A 19,882-nucleotide genomic window follows, 5' to 3' on the forward strand; every position below is an offset into this window, starting at 1 on the left:
CATATTACCGGCATCTGTTTTAATCTTCGTACCATTTTCTGTAATAATCAGCGTATCTATTTCTCCATCCAGGCGAATGGGCCGCTGAGCAGCTATTTTTAAAATAGCTTTTTCTTTTCCGGGACGGGCTACCTCGCTGAATAACCGATTTTCCTCCCCAGGCATTGCCTGCAAAAGCAACCATAATCCCAAACACAAAGGCAAAGCCAGGACAGCAGCCCAAGCGATAGCTTTTTTACTTCCCCGGAGAAAACGCCGGGAAGCCTTCACTTTTGTCAAAGCCTTCTCCGTATCGGCAGAAAAAGGCCGGTCCAGTAATTTAGCCTGAGCACGTATCTGAAGATAACTCTCCCACCACTGCCGGTGTTCTTTCTTCTCTGCCAACCAGGCCGCTAATTCTTTTTCTTCGTCTGCTGTCTGTTCATGATCCAGTTGAAGCACGATCAATTCAAAAATCCGATCCGGAATAGTACCCATATTTTTATCTTTTTAAGTATAGTACTAAAAAAAGGAAAAACAGGGTGAAGAAAAAAAACATTTTTTTTATTTTTTATCAAGATATCTATAAAGAAAGAATAATAAGAGCATTTGATTCCGATCCAGCTTGGCCCGTAATTCTTTATATGCTATTTTCATCTGGGTTTTCACACTATTTACCGAAATCCCCATACAATCGGCCACTTCCCGATATTTCATATCTTCCAGGACCACTAATTTGAAGACTCCTTTACATTGAAGCGGAAGTGCTTCTACAGCATTCCAGATTGTCCGTAATACCGGAGATTCAAAGTCACACTCCCAATCCGGAACAATCGCTTCATTTAATAATGCAGACAGTTCTACGTTCTGTTTTTTGACACGAAGATGAGTATAACAGGCATTCCGTACCGAAACATACAAATAGTTATCGATAGCTTGTCGTTCATCGATAGTTTCCTTTTTGCGCCATATATTCGAAAAAAGCTCCTGAACGATATCTTCAGCTACGGAATAATCGCCGACAAAGGCCCAGGCAAACCGACATAATTTTTTATACCGGCTGCGAAACAGAAAATCAAAGGCTGACTCTTCGCCTGCTTTCAGCTCTTTGATTAACTGTCCGGATTTAATATATCCTGTCAAATCGTTCATTATCACAGCAAAGGTAATAAAGTAAACGAAAAACCAAAAACGGCAGGCCCGTTTCTCCGTCGAACTCAATACAACTCTTCGAGTTGTCGTACGGGTAATAAAACCCGATGCACCTCTTCACCCGTCACGGCTTGCCGAAGCGTAAAAGATTGTTTTAAACGGCAATCCCGGGAAGAACTCCCCCAAATAGCCAGATAGCGACCGGATTCAACTGCCCAACAGGAAGCTTGCTCGTCGAAGGACGCCAGTTCGGACAAACCGACAACCAACCGAACGACCTCACTCTCTCCGGGAGCCAATATTTTCGTTTTGGCAAAGGCTTTCAGTTCTTTCTGTGGTTTAACCATTGTTTTTCCGGGAGCGGCGATATATAACTGTACCACTTCTTTTCCCGGTATCTTTCCGGTATTGGTTACTGTACAGGAAAATTCATATCCTTGTTCTGTACGCAAATACCGAGGTTTGCTATAAGTAAATCCGGTATACGACAAGCCGAAACCGAAGGGATAGGAAACATCTACCCGATATTTATCGAAATAACGGTAACCGACATAGATCCCCTCTTCATATCGGGTAAAGTCGATATTCGGCCGGTCGGTACCTTTAGGCCCGGTATAAAACTCCCGGTAAATATCGAGAGCTTCCTCATCGCCGATTAGGGGAAAATTTTCAGAGGAAGCGGCATCTTCATAACGGACAGGGAAAGTCATCGGTAACTTACCGGAGGGATTCACCTTGCCCGATAAAATATCGGCTACCGAGTTTCCACCTTCCTGTCCCCCCTGCCAAGCCAACAGGATTGCATCGGGCCGGTCTTTCCAGGAAGCCGTTTCGATCACTCCCCCGATATTCAGGATGACGACTACCTTTTTACCCTCCTGATGAAAGATTCGGGTTACCTTTTCCAGCATTTCCCGTTCGTCGGCACAAAGCTCGAAATCGTCTTTCACTTTCCGGTCACTGTATTCTCCGGCATTCCGGCCGATGGTAATCATAGCCATATCCGTTTCTTCGGCTTTTCGCCGGATCAACCCTTCGTCTAAAGTACATTCCACGATACGGGGAGGAGTGACGTGGTTGTATTTCTTCCAATCGATTTTAGCCTCTTCAGCCCGGATATAATCCAAATAATGCTGTTTCAAGCCCTTATCGAGGATAAAACCGGCTCCGGTCAATCCTTCTTCCAAAGAGACAGAATAAGCTTCTTCGACATCACCGCTACCGGTACCTCCGGCAATAAACTGGTAAGAAGTATTTCCAAAAACGGCAATATCACGCACATCAGCGGCCAACGGTAACGTTTTTCCATCATTTTTCAACAAAATCATTCCTTCGGCAGCAGCTTCACGGGTAACCGAAGCATGTGCTTTCAGATCAGGCTGTTCGGAATAGGGATATCCTTTAAAACGGGGCGTTTTCAGGATCAACTCCAACACCCGGCGTACATTCCGGTCGACGTCGGCCATAGATAGTTTTCCTGTCTTCAATGCCTGGCGGATACTATCTTGCTGGCGAATTTTCCCGGGCATCAGCAGGTCGTTTCCAGCCTGGACCTGCCCGACGGCATCGCGTCCACCGAACCAGTCGGTGACCACCATCCCCTGATATCCCCACTCTTTACGCAAAATCGTCGTCAGTAAATCATAACTCTCGGAGGTATAAACGCCGTTGATCTTATTATACGACGACATTACCGTCCAGGGATTCGCTTCCTTCACCACCATTTCAAAGCCTTTGAGATAAATCTCCCTCATCGCACGGGGAGAGAGAATCACATCATTAGCAATCCGGTTCGTCTCCTGATTATTGACGGCAAAATGTTTCACAGACGTGCCTACGCCGTTTTGTTGAATACCTTTTACCATAGCTACTGCGATTTTACCTGTCAGGAAAGGATCTTCGGAATAATACTCGAAATTCCGGCCACACAGAGGATTCCGGTGGATATTAAGAGCAGGTGCCAATAAAATATCACAACCATATTCGAGCACTTCGTTACCCATGGCCTGCCCGACCTGTTGTACCAAATCCGTATTCCAGGTCGAAGCCAGCAAAGTAGCTACAGGGAAAGCAGTACAATAAAATGTTCGCGGACAACTATCACGCCGGGCAGAAATCCGAAGTCCGGCAGGACCGTCGGCCATTACCATCGCCGGAATACCCAGCCGGAGAATGGGATAGGTGGTACCGGCAGCACCGGGCACAATTTTATCGGTTTCGCCCACGGCAACCAAAATATCTTCGGCCACCTCACCCGTTCCGGTCAACAACCGGACCTTTTCGTCGACCGTCATGGCCTGAATCACTTTTTCCAAAGGAGCCTTACCCAGTTGGGGTAACTCATCCGCCCAAATCAAAAAGGGAAGAAAACAAAAAATAGAAAAAATACAGTATTTTATCATAGCACAAGATTTAAAAACAGTGCAAAATTCTGTATTTCGATCCGATTTACAACGTTTTCGATATTGAAATACTTTCCGGCAGGACATTTCTTGATCTGTATCAAGAAATCTTACCAGCCCGTATCCGGCTTAAGGTTTCAGGACTCATCCCCAAAAAAGAAGCCACATGAATCTGAGGAGCCCTCCGGACGATCTGAGGGTGTTCGAACTCCAGACGCCGATAACGTTCGAAAGCAGAATGCCGGTTGCGGGCATCCGCTTTATGTTGGGAAATGATTAACGAACTTTCGAGGATGGTACAATATACCCGCAAAATTTCGGGATCCTGTTGCATGAGTTCATGAAAAGGCCCGTAAGGTATTTCATAGATCAGAGTAGGCTCGAGTGCCTCAACATAAAATTGTCCCGGGATCTGACGAATAAAACTTTCCAGACATACGAAAAGATGGCCTTCGTATGTAAAATGCTCCGTAATCTCCAGATTTTTTTTCCGGTAAAACTGCCTCACCATCCCTTGTTCGACGACTCCCATCGAACGTGCGACATCGCCTTCTTTCAGAAATAATTCATTCTTCAATAATTTCCGTGGTTCTAAGATAGCAGCCAAACGGCAAAGGCTTTTTTCACTCAAAGGATAAGTATGAGCTGCTATTTCACCGGCAACTTTAATTTTATCCTCCATGATGCTTTAAATATGGGCGGCAGTTTTCCCGTCGTTCATGTGGTAAATTTTCATCAGATCGGCCGTCATACAGGAATGCACAGGCAATACGGTGACAACATCCCCGACATGAAGCCGATCGAGAAAATCGTCCGTACAATGCATTACGCCATGTTCCTGGGACAAGGACACCAATTCCACACCCGAAATAATATTTCCCCAATAATCGTTATGGTTTTCAGCAACCATCCCATAAAGCGGACGATTACCGGGACGATCGATCCTATCCTTAGAAAAATGTACTCCCCCCCCATAAATCACCGCCTCATTCCGGTGCCGGTTGATATCCACCACCGGGCATTTCACTGCCAAAGCGATATTATACCAGTCGCAGGAACCGATTTTCAATTGTGTTACATCATAAAAAACAAAGTTTCCGGGGCGAATTTCATCGGCCACACCAAAACGATCGGCCAATGAACAGGAAGGCGTATCCCCTAAAGAAATCTTGAGCTGAGGATAGCGATCAATATATCTTTCTTTGATATTTTTAAGCATGCGCAGATTGTCTTTATGAATCTGCAAAATTTCTTCTTTAGAACGGGCGTTATACGTATGTCCGGCATGGGTAAGGAAACCCTCGAATTTGATATTCACATCGGGAGCAACAATATTCATGATCCGTTCGATTTTTTCATAGTTACCGGCGTCTACCCCATCCCGATGGTATCCGGTATCTACTCCCAGATATACGCCTACCGGATATTTCAGGCATTCGGACAATTGCCGGGCTCCTTCGGAATGGACCAATAACAAATTCAAACGAATCTTAGCTGCTAAAGCGTTGATTTTCTCGTGTTCCAGACAATTTACCGGAAAAGCGACCGTAATATCGTTCCATCCCCATTCGGCGAATTTCATAGCCATGTTCAATGAAGAAACGGTAATCTTATCCACTCCGCTCGCTCTGAACCACTCACCGATTTCCCGGGACTGATGAGTTTTAAAATGTGGCCGGAATACCACATTGGCTGCTTTCGCTTTGGCCGCCATCCGGGCAATATTACTTTTACACACTTCCTCATTGAGGACCATCGTCGGCTCTGTTACCTGAATCATCGTGCTCATAACAAACTAGTTTTACTCCTACAAAAGTAAAAATATATAATTGAAAAATCCGACCTTAATGACATAAAAAAAAGCGTCCGCACTTCAACGGACGCTCATTTATTTTATCGAAATCACGATTATTCTCCGCGGATAGCAGTGATTCCGGGTAATTCTTTTCCTTCGATGTATTCGAGAAGGGCACCTCCACCGGTAGATACGTAGCTGACCTTGTCGGCCAGTCCGAACTGGTTGATAGCAGCGACAGAGTCGCCACCACCGATCAGAGAGAAAGCACCTTTTTCAGTAGCTTTCACAATAGCCTCGGCAATAGCCCTGGTACCTTCGGCGAATTTGGGCATTTCGAATACCCCGACCGGACCGTTCCAAAGAATCGTTTTGGATTCTTCGATTACTTTAGCAAAACGTTCGCGAGTCTCCGGACCGATATCCAATCCTTCCCAGCCATCCGGAATATTCATGGGATCAGCCAATTTGGTATTCGCATCATTGCTGAAACCATCGGCGATGACAGCCTGATCGGACAATACCAGATTAACCCCTTTTTCTTTGGCAATACGCATGATATCGAGCGCCAGATCGAGCTTATCGGCTTCACAAATAGAACTTCCGACATGTCCCCCCAAAGCAGCCTTGAAGGTATAGGTCATCCCTCCACCCAGGATCAGGTTGTCCACCTTATCCATCAGGTTCATGATGATGTCGATTTTAGAAGAAACTTTAGATCCCCCCATGATAGCGGTAAAAGGACGTTTCGGATCTTTCATCACACTGTCGACCGCCTTCAGTTCACCTTCCATCACATAACCGAATAATTTATCGTTGGGGAAATATTTTGCGATCAAAGCGGTAGAAGCATGAGCCCGGTGGGCGGTACCGAATGCATCGTTGATCCAAACATCACCTAAAGAAGCCAGGTCGGCGACAAATTTCTTCTGAGATTCTTTGACCGCTGCCTTTGCAGCTTTTTTTTCTTCATCGGAGGCATCGTCAGCCAAACCACGGGGTTTACCTTCTTCTTCTGCATAATAACGCAGATTTTCGAGCAGTAATACTTCTCCCGGTTTCAATTCAGCAGCTTGTTTTTTGGCACTTTCACCTATGCAATCATCCGCAAATCTGACCGGTTGTCCCAGTAATTCTTCTAAATGTTTCTGAATATGTTTCAGCGAATATTTACTGTCAACCCCTTTCGGACGTCCCAGATGAGACATCAGAATAACAGCACCGCCGCCGGCAAGCACCTTCCTGATCGTAGGAATAGCCGCCCGCATACGGGTGTCGTCGGTGATCTCGAATTTATCATTTAAGGGTACATTGAAATCCACACGGATCAATGCTTTTTTCCCTTGAAAATTGTAAGTGTCAATCGTCTGCATAAAATTATTATTAATGATTAATGAACTAGCAATTCATATGTCCCATTGTTTCGGGATGATAAAATTAGGAATAATTTATCTGCTACCCAAATATTTTGATTACAATCCACTCAATATCATACTCAAACGATTGATATAAAAGACCGGCTTTCCGGGCGGTGATCCGGGAAAAATCCTTAACTTTGCCGGGTAAAAGTTGCTGAATGGTAAATTTTTCCGACCGAACAGATCCGACGTAGCCGATGACGACACATGAATATTATATGCATAAAGCCCTGCAGGAAGCCCGACAAGCCGCAGAGGAGGGAGAAATCCCTGTAGGAGCCGTCGTCGTATGTAAAGGAAAAATTATCGCCCGGGCCCATAATGAAACCGAAAAACTGAATGACGTCACCGCTCATGCAGAAATGCTCGCCATCACGATGGCAACCTCTTATCTGGGAGGTAAATACCTGAATGAATGCACGCTGTACGTAACGATGGAACCTTGCACCATGTGTGCCGGTGCATTATCATGGGCACAACTCGGCGAATTAGTGACCGGAGCCCCCGACCCTCATCGGGGATACTCGCGTCTGACCCCTCCCGTATTGCATCCGAAAACCCGAATCACCTCAGGCATTTTAACCGGGGAATGCAGTGAAATAGTGAAACAATTTTTCAAAGCTAAAAGATCTTAAGAGTCCGAATATCCGGATTTCGTCCCAAAACATCCGGCCAGTGCTTCCCAATAACGGGGAAAAGATTTGGAAACGACTTCTTTATCCACAATAACTAATCCCGGATGTTTCAGGGCTGCAGGAGCAAATGCCATGGCCATGCGATGATCGTGATAAGTCGCAATCCGGGGACATGGCTGCCCCCCGGTCCGTTCCCCTTCCCAAATCAAGGCTCCATCTCCTTCAGCTTTCAACAGATAACCCAATTTGCCCAATTCCTCTATCAGCGCCTGGATCCGATCGGTTTCTTTAATCCGCAAGGTCTCCACTCCCCGGAACAGAAATGGAATACGCCGCATACAACAAGCCACAGCAAACGATTGGACGAGATCGGGCATTTCCACAAAATCATAATCCAACCGATCGATTTCAGGCTTTGCGGCCGATAATCTCACTAAATCTCCCTCATAGCAGGTTCGAACCCCTAATTTCCTCCACACAACAGTCTGACGGGAATCTCCCTGCATGCTTTTTTCTTTCAAGCCGGTCAGGATAATCTCTCCTTCTCCGGCGATAGCCAGCAATTCATAAAAATAAGAAGCAGCACTCCAATCCGATTCTACCCGGTAAGGAACAGACCGGTATTCTCCCGGCTTCACTCCGATCACAGTATCCTCCCGACCGACTTCGGCTCCAAACTCCCGCATGATCTGCAAAGTCATATCGATATAGGAACTCGAAACTACCTTGCCGGTAAGCCGGATTTCCAATCCTTTTTCCATATAAGGAGCGATCATCAATAAAGCAGAGATATACTGGCTACTGACAGAAGCCGGAATATCTATACTTCCACCCACCAAGCGGGAACCGTAAATCTCCAATGGCGGAAAACCTTCGTTTTCAAGATACCCGATCCGTGCTCCCAATCGGTTCAAAGCTTCTACCAACACCCGAATGGGTCTTTGTTTCATCCGCTCGGATCCCGTCAGTACCCACTTCCCGATAATCCTTGAAAGATAAGCCGTCAGAAAACGCATCGCTGTCCCGGCATGCCCCACATCAAAATAGCTATTTTCACTACACAGTATCCGCACCATACTTTGCGTATCGTCACAATCGGCGAGATTTTCTATCGGTAGTTCACTATCGGCCAAGGCATTGACGATGAGCACCCGATTGGAAATACTTTTCGAGGCAGGCAAAGTAACCGTACCTTGTACCCGTTTCGACTTGAAATCCAAAGTTATATCCATTCCCCTTCCCATTAAATTTGTTTAAGGGCTTCGAAAATTTCATCCCGGCTACAATAATTATCGATGTCAAATTCGCCGGGTTTATGTATGAGTGTAAAATTAACCCCTGCCTGTTCGTTTTTCTTATCGTGCAGCATCAGCTCATATAATTCGTCCGCTTCGGCTACAGGATGGTAGACCGGGTATTTTTCGCGGATAAACTTCCTTACCGCCTCGAAATGTTTTTCATCGAAACCAAGTTTTTGCACGGAGAGGAACAATTCGGCAATCATGCCGTACGCAACAGCATCTCCATGGAAAATATCGAGTCCACGGCGGATAGCGACACTTTCGATAGCATGCCCCACCGTATGTCCGAAATTCAATGCTTTGCGCAATCCTTTTTCCCGGGGATCACTTTGTACAATAGCCGCTTTCACCGCAACGGATTTACGTATCAGCTTCAAAAAATCTTCTTCCGCCACTCCGGCAAAATCTACCTGCATCGCTTCAGCCAAATGTTCTTCATCGGCTAATAAAGCGTGTTTCAGCATTTCGGCAAATCCTGACATAATCTGCCGTTCGGGCAAAGTAGCTAAAAAATGATTATCGATAAGTACCCAATCGGGGATAGCGAAACTACCGATTTCGTTTTTCAATCCATTGAAATCAAAGCCGGTCTTTCCTCCCACCGACGCATCGATCTGAGCCAGAAGTGTCGTCGGTATATTCACACAATGTATTCCCCGTTTGAAGCAAGAAGCAGCAAACCCACCGAGATCGGTAATCACTCCTCCTCCCACATTCACCAAAACAGCATTTCGCCGGGCCCCCTGATCGGACAATACCTGCCAAATCTCAGCCACACTCTCTAAAGATTTGTGATGTTCACCTTCAGGAATTGTAATAATATGTTCTTCAGGAATACCGAAATCCTCGAAACTTCTCTGACAAAAATTACGGGAATTATTATCGACCAGTACGAAAATATCTGCAATACCGAAGTCCGCCAGCTTCAATTGTAAATCCGCCCGGATATCACGGGTAAAAATTATATTGTTCATATACCTGCAAATTTTGCCAAAAATAAAAAGGAAAAAGCAAAACTCCAATATTAATCGGAGAAAACGGCAAAAGTAAAGAAATCAGCTTCTCTGCCCATCGAAGCTACGGAATAATATCTTGTTTTTAAGAAGTATAATTCAATAATATTTCATAACTTTGTTAAATACGGATCCATTTAAATCTTCTTTAGCCATGAATCGAAATAGCTCTGTGAAAGCCCGCATTGCGATCAGTTTATTACCCAAGCTGAATAGCTGCATATACCTCCCGTTGATCGAAAGATGCGGAGGTCTGGAAGGTTTTTTTCTCGAAAGCGACCAAGCGCTGAATCAGCTCTATCGGGAGTTGAATATACCCACGGACACTTTTAACCGGAAAACGGCTATACAAAATTCAGAAGCGGAGATAGAACAGTTGGACAAACACGAGATACAAATCTGCACAATCGAAGACGGGTGTTATCCGGAATTGCTCCGGCAATGTGCCGATGCTCCCCTGGTCTTTTTTTATAAAGGGAAGTTAAAGTCCTCTCCGGCAAATAAATATCTGGCCATCGTAGGGACAAGACATGCATCGTCCCGGTGTGAAGCCAGAGTGACGGCATTGGTCGAAGACCTGGTGAATCTGGGTTGTCGTCCTGTCCTGGTCAGCGGATTGGCTTATGGCATCGACGCCTCGGCCCACCGGGCTTCCCTGAAGTTCGGCTTGACGACTTTAGCCGTATTGGGACATGGATTACACATGATTTATCCGGCGACCCATAAAAGCATGGCACATCAGATTCTGGAGACCGGCGGGGCCTGGATCAGCGAATTTCCTTGCACGGCGAATATACATCCGAGCAATTTCTTACGCCGCAACCGGATTATTGCGGGTCTCTGTCATGCAACCCTGGTAGCCGAATCGGCCATAAAGGGAGGAGCTATGGCCACAGCGCGCCTGGCCATGTCATACGACCGGGAAGTCATGGCTTTCCCTGGACGTCCGGAAGATAAATATTCGGCAGGCTGCAATTTTCTGATTAAAGAAAACATTGCCGCATTAACCGAAAATGCCACCGACGTGGCCCACCTCTTAGGTTACCCGATAAAAAAAACGACACTACAACAAACGATCTTACCGAATTTCAGCGACGACGAACAAGGGAATACACTCATTCAGCTCTTAAGTGAAAATGGAGCCCTGCATATCGATGAATTATGCCAGTTGACCCAGCGTCCAAGTAGTGAACTAGCGGCTATCCTATTGCAACTCGAACTGGAAGGGAAAATAATCGGTCTGGCAGGCAAAAAGTATTCTCTCCGGTAATTTTATCACTCCGAGAGGGCCCGCCGAAGTACTAATTTCAGTTTTAGTAACAGATTATCAGCAGGGATATATCTCCAACTATCAATCCGAAAGCAAAATCAAGGTTTGTTAATAAAAAATTAACTGCAAAAAGTTTTGATATCGTAAATAATTAGATAATTTTGACATCCGAAAACGTTTGAATTAACTCATACTAAAAATTATACACATGAGACCAGAAATTAAAGAATTCATGGAAGCCTTAAAGGCAAAAACAGTAGGTGAAGCAGAGTTCCACCAGGCTGTAGAAGAAGTTATTGAAACTGTATGGGATACCTATCAGGCAAACCCGAAATACAAGGCCAATAAGATCCTCGAAAAAATGGTAGAACCTGAAAGAGTAATCATGTTCCGTGTTCCATGGATCGACGACAAAGGTGAAGTACAAATCAACCGCGGCTACCGCGTTCAATTCAATAGTGCTATCGGACCGTACAAAGGAGGTTTACGTTTCCACCCGTCGGTAACTTTGGGCGGATTGAAATTCTTAGGTTTCGAGCAGACTTTCAAAAACTCTCTGACTACGCTGCCTATGGGTGGTGGTAAAGGAGGTTCGGACTTCAACCCGAAAGGAAAATCAGACAATGAAGTAATGCGTTTTTGCCAGAGCTTTATGACTGAACTTTGCAAATATATCGGCGCCGACACAGACGTTCCTGCCGGTGATATCGGTGTAGGAGCCCGTGAAATCGGTTATCTGTTCGGACAATATAAGAGAATCCGGAACGAATTCGTAGGTGTACTGACCGGTAAACCAAGAGAATTCGGTGGATCACGTGTACGTCCGGAAGCTACCGGTTACGGTACGGTATATTTCGCTCAGCACATGCTGAAAGAAAAAGGCCAGGACATCAAGGGTAAAACTGTCGCTATCTCGGGATTCGGTAACGTTGCCTGGGGTGCTGCACAGAAACTCGTTCAATTGGGTGCCAAATTGGTAACCATCTCCGGACCGGACGGATATATCTATGACGAAAAAGGTCTGACTCAGGAAGGTGTCGACTATATGCTGGAATTACGTGCAAGCAACAACGACGTTGTAGAACCGTATGCAGCTAAATTCGGAGCTAAATTCTTCGCTAAGAAAAAACCATGGGAAGTAAAATGTGATATCGCTTTCCCGTGTGCTATTCAGAACGAATTGAACGAAGAAGATGCAAAACAATTGGTTGCTAACGGTTGCCAGATGGTTGTAGAAACTTCCAATATGGGTTGTACAGCTGAAGCTGTTAAATATTTGAATTCTCATATCACTTTCGCTCCGGGTAAAGCAGCTAACGCAGGTGGTGTTGCCGTATCAGGTCTGGAAATGAGCCAGAACTCAATGAGATATAGCTGGACAGCTGAAGAAGTTGACCAGAAACTGTCTCAGATCATGAAAGATATCCACGATACTTGTGTTAAATTCGGTAAGGAGGGAGACAAGATCGACTACGTGAAAGGTGCTAACATCGGCGGCTTTATAAAAGTAGCTGAAGCAATGTGTGCTCAGGGACACGTATAGAAAGTTAAAGGTAAAAGTTAAAAGCTGAAAAAACGATTACCTGAAAATTAAAGCGTACACTTCGAGGGTGTGCGCTTTTTTTATTATCTTCGTTTCCGCAAAATCATTCAGTTTTCAGCTAATCATTTTTAGCTTCAAATTTATGTACATCGACACTCATTCACATATCTACGAAGAGGAATTCAGAGAAGACCGGGAAGCTGTCGTACAACGTGCCAGAGAGGCGGGAGTGAATTACATCGTTCTTCCGGACATCGATAGTGAATCGCGCAACCGGATGCTCGATCTGGCAGCCCGACACCCGGAGATGTTATTTCCTTTGGCAGGGCTACATCCCACTTCTGTGTACGAGAACTATAAAACAGAACTGGCCCAGGTAGAAAAAGCTTTGGGTAACCATACCTTTTACGGCATCGGAGAATGTGGTATAGACTTATATTGGGATAAAAGTTATTACCGGGAACAAATCAAAGCATTCGAACATCAGCTTGGAATAGCAAAAGAAACCGGTTTGCCGGTAATCATTCATTCCCGTGACTCTCTGGAGGTGATTTTCGAAGTGCTGAAAAAACATCCTTATACCCGTGGCATTCTGCATTGTTTTCCGGGTAATGCAGCAGAAGCCCGGCAAGCAATCGACATGGGGTATTTATTAGGAATCGGAGGAGTCGTTACCTTCAAAAAGAGTCAGATGGCAGATACCCTACGCGAAATCGGCCCGGCAAACATCGTGCTGGAGACCGATTCTCCTTACCTGACTCCAGTCCCTTTCCGGGGAAAAAGAAATGAAAGTAGTTATATTCCGTTAATAGCTCAAAAAATTGCAGAATTAACGGGTCTCGGGACAAAAAAAATTGAAGAAATAACGACACAAAATGCTTTGAATTTGTTTAATTTGCAGTGCGAAAACGTGTGAGGGGTCATCGATAAACTTTGATATGACAATGACAAAATCGGTATTGATAATATATACAGGCGGAACCATCGGAATGGTCAACGATCCGGCGACAGGGGCATTGTGTCCTTTCGATTTCGAGCAGATAGCGAAAGCAGTTCCTGAGATCAGAGAATTCGGTTTTTCTATCAACAGTTATACTTTACCGGAGATCATCGATTCGTCCGATTTGAAACCGGCACTTTGGGCCGACCTGTGCCAAATCATTCTGGACAAATACGATCAGTACTCCGGATTCGTCATTCTGCACGGGACAGATACGATGGCTTATTCGGCCGCAGCCCTGAGCTTCATGCTGAACAACCTGACCAAACCGGTTGTTTTCACAGGTTCACAGCTTCCGATCGGCACCATACGTACCGATGGCCGGGAAAATCTGATTGCAGCCTTAGAAATTGCAGCGGCGACCATCGAAGGCAAGGCAGTTGTACCTGAAGTCTGTATTTTATTCGGAGCCAAACTCTTCCGGGGTAACCGAACCACCAAAATCAATGCAGAGAGTTTCGATGCTTTCCAATCGTTCAACTATCCGCCTTTAGCAGAAATCGGTATTCATATTCACTATAATTACGGAGCCATCGATTATACTCCCCGGACAGAGCCGATTGGTGCATTTACGGAAATGAATACCAATATCGCCATATTGCAATTATTTCCAGGCATTCGTCCAGAATTAATAGATGCCGTTATTCAAACTCCCGGTCTAAGAGGACTGATTTTGGAGACTTATGGTTCGGGGAATGCTCCGACCGACCGTTGTTTTTTAGAAAAAATTAAAGAAGCCTCCCAAAAAGGCATCATCATATACAACGTCACCCAATGCCAGGGAGGAACGGTAGAAATGGGCCGTTATGAGACCAGCAGAGAGTTATTAAACTACGGGGTTTCAAGTGGATATGACATTACGATGGAAGCTGCTGTCTGCAAAATGATGTATCTGCTGGAGAAATACCGTGACGCTAACGAAATAAAAAAATACTTAAATTCATCAATAAAAGGAGAAATAACCATGAATCATATTGGGTTTTAACATTTTTTTTGTACCTTGCCGCGTCTTTTGGTGCGTCCTGTGGGAATACAAAGGTTTGCAAGGGTACGCCTGAAGTTTGAGAGTTAAATTTTAATTATTTATAAACTAAAAATCAGTTAAAGAGATCATGAGAAAATTATTTGCACTAATAGCAGTTTTAGGAATGCTTACTATTGGAGCATCAAAACTAATGGCTCAGGAAGACGAAGCAGCACCAGCAGCTCAAACCGAGCAAACAACAGTTTCTATCGATGACGAACAAATTGAAAGCACTTCAATGCATGCAGCGATCAAACAGAAATTCATCGAAGGTGGTGCCGGATTTATGGCTTGTGTTGTATTGTGTTTGATTTTCGGTTTGGCCATCGCAATTGAAAGGGTTATTTATTTAAACCTTTCCGATACGAACACCAAAAAATTCATCGCTGGTTTTGAAGACGCGCTGAACAACGGTGGTATTGAAGCAGCAAAAGAATATTGCCGCAATACCCGCGGACCTGTAGCAAGTATTTTCTATCAGGGACTTTCCCGTTACGATCAGGGAATCGACATGGTTGAGAAATCAGTTGTTTCTTACGGATCGGTACAGATGGGATTGATGGAAAAAGGATTGACCTGGATCGGATTGTTCATCGCATTGGCTCCTATGTTGGGGTTCTTGGGAACTGTAATCGGTATGATCGAGGCCTTCGACCAGATTCAGGCAGCAGGTGATATGAGCCCGGCACTGGTAGCAGGAGGTATTAAAGTGGCATTGATTACGACCGTAGGCGGTTTGATCGTAGCTATGATCCTGCAGGTATTCTATAACTATTGTGTATCGAAAGTAGAAGGTATCGTAAACAATATGGAAGATGCTTCTGTAAGCATGTTAGACATTTTGGTTAAATACGAGCAAAAAAACAAATAAACCATGGATAGTAAAAAAATACTCAACCTTGTAACAATCGTAATGTTCGTCATTACAGTAGTATTGTTAGGGCTGTTTATGTTCGGAGGTGAAGTACCGAATCAGCCGTACACTACTCCTGTATATACATCGACATTATTGAATTGGGCATATATCCTGTGTGGTATTGCAATCATTGCAGCTATTATCTTCCCGGTGATTCGTCTGTTTACCCGCCCGAAACAAGCGATGAAAAGCTTTATCGGATTAGCCGGAGTAGTCGTAGTCATCCTGATCGGGTATGCACTGGCTGATGGTACCCCGATGAAACTGGTCGGTTATACGGGGCCTGATAACGTACCATCCATGCTGATCTTCTCAGATACGATTTTGTATACGATGTATTTCCTTTTTGCAGCAGCTATTTTAGCTATCTTAGGAACGGAAATTTACAGAAGAATGAAATAATACTATTCCCTTCGGGGAATAGAGATAAAACTAAGGAATATGGCAAAGAAAACACCAGAAATTAATGCCACTTCGACTGCCGATATCGCATTCTTGTTGCTTGTATTCTTCCTGGCAACGACGACGATGAATGTGGATTCCGGTATATACAGAAGACTTCCGCCCTATCAGCCGGATAATACCGAAGCCCCGAAATATGCAAAACGGAATATTTTGCAGGTTTTGGTAAACCGGAACAATCAGCTGGCGATCAACGGAGAATTGGCAGATGTTTCTACCCTGAAAGACAGGACAATCGAATTTGTTCTAAATCCGAATAATAGCGAAGACTTACCCCAAAAAGAAATTAAAACGATCGATCTTTTCGGTCCCGTGGAAGTTTCGAAGGGTATTGTTTCTCTTCAGAGTGATAAAGGAACGTCATATGAAATGTACATCGCCGTACAAGATCAGTTGACATCCGCTTATAATGAATTGAGAAACAGAAAAGCCAACGAGAAATGGGGTAAAAACTTTGATGAACTGAATGAAGACCAAAAAGAAGCAGTCAGAAAAGTTGTTCCGATGCAGATTTCTGAAGCAGAACCTAAAAACATAGGAGGGAAAAAATAATGGCAAAATTTAAAAAAGACGGTAAAAGAGAGACGCCCGCAATTTCAACGGCATCTTTACCTGACATCGTGTTTATGTTGCTGTTCTTCTTCATGGTGAGTACCACGATGCGTGAAGTTTCCCTAATGGTTGCCAATGCGATGCCTCAGGCTACAGAAACCGTAAAACTGGAAAAGAAATCACTCGTAAGTAATATTTATGTAGGTAAACCAACTCCTCAATATCAAGGTGCTTACGGAACCGAACCCCGAATCCAGTTGAACGATCGTTTCGCAACTTTAGAGGAACTGGGAGCTTTTGTGGTTTCAGAACGTGAAAGTCGTAAAGAGGAAGACAGAAATAGCATTACCAATAACCTGAAAGTAGATAAAAATGTAACGATGGGTGTCGTTACCGATATCAAACAGGAATTACGTAAAGCAAATTCATTGAGAATTAATTACGGTAGTACGAAAAAACCCCATTAATTAATTCTAAAAAATAAAGGGGGACATGGTTCCCCTTTTCTTTTTTTTATTATCTTTGCAACGCATTTGGTTCCGTAGTTCAATGGATAGAATGAAGGATTCCGGTTCCTTTGATTGGGGTTCGAGTCCCCACGGGATCACAGAGCAAAACGCTAAATAAATGAAAAACATTTATTTAGCGTTTGTTTTTTGTTGTAACTTTCAAAATTTTGTACGACATACTCTAAATTTTGATGCATTTTTTTATATTTGGTGAAAAATTGAAATGTAATAAAAAACGAGATCATGCCCTCACTTTCAAAATATACCCAATGGAAGGTTATCGGAGGATATAGTCTTCTGTTCTTATTGAGTATCCTGGCTGCTGTTTTGATTTATAAGCAAATAACGAAATTAATTGTCAACGAAGAAAATAGTGATAATCCTAACCGGAAACTATTCATTATTGGTAATACGATCACGGGGCTTTATGAATCGGAAGGGCTGGGAAATGCTTTTGTACAAACCGGTTCGAGATCCTATTTTCTAAAGTACCGGGATTTAATAGAGGAAGTTGAATCGAATATAGACTCTTTAAGAGACTTAACTACCCGTCTGGACCAGATTCTTCGTCTGGATACGATCGATGATCTACTCGATCAGAAAATACGCAATTTGCAGGATATCGTCCGGGTAAAACAATCCTTTGTCCCGGATGATTTCTATAATAAAGCGATTGCCAGTATAGAATCCGGAAGAGACAGCCTGCAAGGGACGGATATCCGGAAAAGACACATTACGACACTGGACAGTTCGTACACCAAATCAGAAAAAAAGAAAAGACGTTGGCTATTTTTTTCCAAGACCGAGCCCGATTCCGTACTCAAAGTTTCGGTTTCTCATCATACTGTTATCGATACGCTCAACAGGCAAACAGCCTTACAAAATACGGACAGTGTCGTTCATATTCTGAAAACAGCCTGGGAAGATGTACAAAAACAAACCCAGGATATTACCCGTCAAATCAACCGGAAAGAATATGCCTTAATTCAGCAGAGCACCTACATTACGGATCAGTTGAAACGAATATTAGGAGCCTATGAAAAAGAAGAAATCACGAATTCTCTAATCAAACAAGAAACCCGGGAACAAACCCTCAACACGATGATCCGGATTTTTGCCTGGCTGGCAGTGATTGCCTTCCTGCTGATCTTGTTCTTTACCTTCTTCATTCTTCGCGATTTATCCCGTAGCCAACGCTATCGGAAAGAACTCGAGGCAGCCAACCGCTATGCCGATCAACTATTGAAAAGCCGGGAAAAGATGATCCTGACCGTCACACACGACATCAAATCACCGCTAAGCTCTGTAATCGGTTATATCGAACTGCTCAATAACACCCCCATCAACGAACGGCAACGTTATTTCCTGAAAAACATGCAGGGTTCTTCGGAACATATCCTGAAACTGATCGGTAACTTGCTGGACTTATCGAAACTGGAAAACAATAAAATGCCCGTCGAGCATATCGTGTTCAATCCGTATCATTTATTCCAGGAAATTACGGACAATTTTATGCCACTGGCAGCAGCCAAACATTTGGAATTAAAAGCCCGTTTCAGCGAAGATCTCGATAAAGACTACTCAGGAGATGCCCTGCGCATCCGGCAGATCCTGACCAATATCTTATCCAATGCAGTAAAATACACGACAACAGGACATATCTCCTTCTCTGCCGAAACCGTCAATCCGGAAAAGATCAGACTAAAAATCCAGGATACAGGTTCAGGGATGACTCCCGAGGAGCAAAAAATCATCTTCCAGGAATTTACACGCCTAACTTCACATGCAACCATAGAAGGTACAGGCCTGGGATTAACGATTACATTGAAATTAATCCATCTTCTGGGGGGAGAAATTCAACTGAACAGCACTCCGGGTAAAGGAAGTTGTTTTACGATCCTGCTTCCCCTCGGGCAGTGTACCACCTCATCCTCAACGGCTTCCCACGAGCCACCCCTCCTCCCCCGACCGGGTATTCCGGTGAGCGGTTCACCTAAAATTCTGTTTATAGACGATGATCCGCTTCAACTGGAAATGGCGGTCGGTCTATTGGCTAATTATGGTATTCAGGCAGAAGCCACCACCAGCCCACAGCATCTCCTGAACAAGCTGGCCTCTACCAAATACGATCTTCTTTTTTCCGATATCCAGATGCCGGAAACGAACGGTTTCGATTTGGTTAAACAAATCCGTAATTCCTCACTACCTAATGCTGCCGATCTCTGCATCGTAGCCTTATCGGCAGATTCCGGACGGACGGAAAAAGAATACCTCGATGCCGGTTTCAGTGCTTTTCTAAGCAAACCTTTCACCTCCGGTCAACTGACAGCCTTAATCACCCAACTGACAGGTATTTCACTCTCAGAACCGGCAACCACTTCCTATTCAAATCCAGCCCAGGACATAGAACACAGAGGATATAGCCTGAAACATATCCTTCAGTTTGTCGACAACGATCGGGAAGCCCTACAAAAAATCCTCGATTCATTTGTAATGACAACCCGGGAACATATAGAATTATTAAAAAAATATCAGGAAGAAAAACAATGGACAGCTATCGTCCAACTGGCCCACAAAATGCTCCCGATGTTCCGTCAACTGGAAATAGATGAAGAAATCCCCCTATTAGAAAAGTTAGAACAGGCGACTAAAAACGATCTCCCTGAAAATCAAATCTCATCCCTGACTCAGGAAGTAATCGACAAAACGATCCTGTTACTAAAAGAAGATTTCAAAATCTCCTGATCAGGCTCCCTTTCAGGGCTCGCTGATCAGCCTTAAAGACAGGTTACTACTTCTCGTTGTATCAGCATCGAGAAAAAATCATCAGATTCATTATAAATGATTTGGGAATCCGACAGATTTTAACGAATATTGTAGACAGAATGTGCGGATCTCAACAAATATTTAT

General features: G+C 44.2%; 18 protein-coding genes and 1 tRNA gene. 11 read left to right on the forward strand and 8 right to left on the reverse strand.

What is annotated here, in order from left to right; genetic code table 11:
• The 6 genes from WS34_RS06140 to WS34_RS06165 all read right to left on the reverse strand — a co-directional run.
• Window positions 1–477 (reverse strand): hypothetical protein (locus WS34_RS06140; protein WP_046403774.1); only part of this gene is annotated, 477 nt, incomplete at its 3' end.
• A 66-nt stretch (window positions 478–543) separates the two neighbouring features.
• Window positions 544–1,131, reverse strand: coding sequence for an RNA polymerase sigma-70 factor (locus tag WS34_RS06145; protein WP_147350605.1), 588 nt, complete (start codon window positions 1,129–1,131; stop codon window positions 544–546).
• A 65-nt stretch (window positions 1,132–1,196) separates the two neighbouring features.
• Window positions 1,197–3,533, reverse strand: coding sequence for a beta-glucosidase (locus tag WS34_RS06150; RefSeq protein ID WP_286693655.1), 2,337 nt, complete (start codon window positions 3,531–3,533; stop codon window positions 1,197–1,199).
• Window positions 3,534–3,633: 100 nt separating this feature from the next.
• Window positions 3,634–4,215: a Crp/Fnr family transcriptional regulator gene (locus tag WS34_RS06155; protein ID WP_022160423.1), complete on the reverse strand. Its 582-nt coding sequence runs from the start codon at window positions 4,213–4,215 to the stop codon at window positions 3,634–3,636.
• 6 nt (window positions 4,216–4,221) lie between these two features.
• Window positions 4,222–5,322, reverse strand: a complete 1,101-nt coding sequence (locus WS34_RS06160) for an alanine racemase (protein ID WP_013613003.1) — start codon at window positions 5,320–5,322, stop codon at window positions 4,222–4,224.
• A gap of 119 nt (window positions 5,323–5,441) precedes the next feature.
• Complete coding sequence (locus WS34_RS06165) at window positions 5,442–6,701, reverse strand: phosphoglycerate kinase (protein WP_013613002.1); 1,260 nt, start codon at window positions 6,699–6,701, stop codon at window positions 5,442–5,444.
• 242 nt (window positions 6,702–6,943) lie between these two features.
• Here WS34_RS06165 and WS34_RS06170 point away from each other — a divergent pair, with 242 nt between their 5' ends.
• Window positions 6,944–7,381, forward strand: coding sequence for a nucleoside deaminase (locus WS34_RS06170; protein WP_013613001.1), 438 nt, complete (start codon window positions 6,944–6,946; stop codon window positions 7,379–7,381).
• Here WS34_RS06170 and WS34_RS06175 read toward each other — a convergent pair.
• Window positions 7,378–8,613 (reverse strand): 3-phosphoshikimate 1-carboxyvinyltransferase, encoded by a 1,236-nt coding sequence (locus WS34_RS06175; RefSeq protein WP_013613000.1) that lies wholly within the window; start codon window positions 8,611–8,613, stop codon window positions 7,378–7,380. The genes WS34_RS06170 and WS34_RS06175 overlap by 4 nt on opposite strands.
• An 11-nt stretch (window positions 8,614–8,624) precedes the next feature.
• On the reverse strand, window positions 8,625–9,656 hold the full coding sequence (gene aroB, locus WS34_RS06180) for a 3-dehydroquinate synthase (protein WP_022160422.1): 1,032 nt from the start codon (window positions 9,654–9,656) through the stop codon (window positions 8,625–8,627).
• Window positions 9,657–9,849: 193 nt separating this feature from the next.
• On the opposite strand from aroB, the gene dprA reads away from it, so the two are divergent.
• The 10 genes from dprA to WS34_RS06230 all read left to right on the forward strand — a co-directional run bounded on the left by dprA (window position 9,850) and on the right by WS34_RS06230 (window position 19,716).
• Complete coding sequence (gene dprA / locus WS34_RS06185) at window positions 9,850–10,965, forward strand: DNA-processing protein DprA (protein WP_046403778.1); 1,116 nt, start codon at window positions 9,850–9,852, stop codon at window positions 10,963–10,965.
• A 208-nt stretch (window positions 10,966–11,173) separates the two neighbouring features.
• Window positions 11,174–12,508 carry an NADP-specific glutamate dehydrogenase gene (gene gdhA, locus WS34_RS06190; protein WP_013612997.1) on the forward strand — a complete coding sequence of 445 codons (1,335 nt, stop codon included), beginning with the start codon at window positions 11,174–11,176 and terminating at the stop codon, window positions 12,506–12,508.
• Between the two features lie 142 nt (window positions 12,509–12,650).
• Entirely contained in the window at window positions 12,651–13,424 is a 774-nt protein-coding gene (locus WS34_RS06195) for a TatD family hydrolase (protein ID WP_046403782.1), read from the forward strand.
• 28 nt (window positions 13,425–13,452) lie between these two features.
• Window positions 13,453–14,493, forward strand: coding sequence for an asparaginase (locus WS34_RS06200; protein ID WP_118102553.1), 1,041 nt, complete (start codon window positions 13,453–13,455; stop codon window positions 14,491–14,493).
• Window positions 14,494–14,620: 127 nt separating this feature from the next.
• Entirely contained in the window at window positions 14,621–15,403 is a 783-nt protein-coding gene (locus tag WS34_RS06205) for a MotA/TolQ/ExbB proton channel family protein (protein ID WP_013612994.1), read from the forward strand.
• Between the two features lie 3 nt (window positions 15,404–15,406).
• Window positions 15,407–15,850, forward strand: a complete 444-nt coding sequence (locus WS34_RS06210; RefSeq protein ID WP_046403784.1) for a hypothetical protein — start codon at window positions 15,407–15,409, stop codon at window positions 15,848–15,850.
• 39 nt (window positions 15,851–15,889) lie between these two features.
• A complete protein-coding gene (locus WS34_RS06215) occupies window positions 15,890–16,462 on the forward strand; it encodes an ExbD/TolR family protein (RefSeq protein WP_013612992.1) in 573 nt (190 codons plus the stop codon).
• On the forward strand, window positions 16,462–16,929 hold the full coding sequence (locus tag WS34_RS06220) for an ExbD/TolR family protein (RefSeq protein WP_013612991.1): 468 nt from the start codon (window positions 16,462–16,464) through the stop codon (window positions 16,927–16,929). The genes WS34_RS06215 and WS34_RS06220 overlap by 1 nt, the downstream gene beginning before the upstream one ends.
• A gap of 68 nt (window positions 16,930–16,997) precedes the next feature.
• Window positions 16,998–17,069 (forward strand) — tRNA-Arg (locus tag WS34_RS06225).
• 145 nt (window positions 17,070–17,214) lie between these two features.
• Complete coding sequence (locus WS34_RS06230; protein WP_046403786.1) at window positions 17,215–19,716, forward strand: hybrid sensor histidine kinase/response regulator; 2,502 nt, start codon at window positions 17,215–17,217, stop codon at window positions 19,714–19,716.
• The last annotated feature ends 166 nt before the right edge of the window (window positions 19,717–19,882 follow it).

This window comes from Odoribacter sp. N15.MGS-14 (assembly GCF_000980245.1).
GTDB classification, from domain to species: domain Bacteria; phylum Bacteroidota; class Bacteroidia; order Bacteroidales; family Marinifilaceae; genus Odoribacter; species Odoribacter splanchnicus.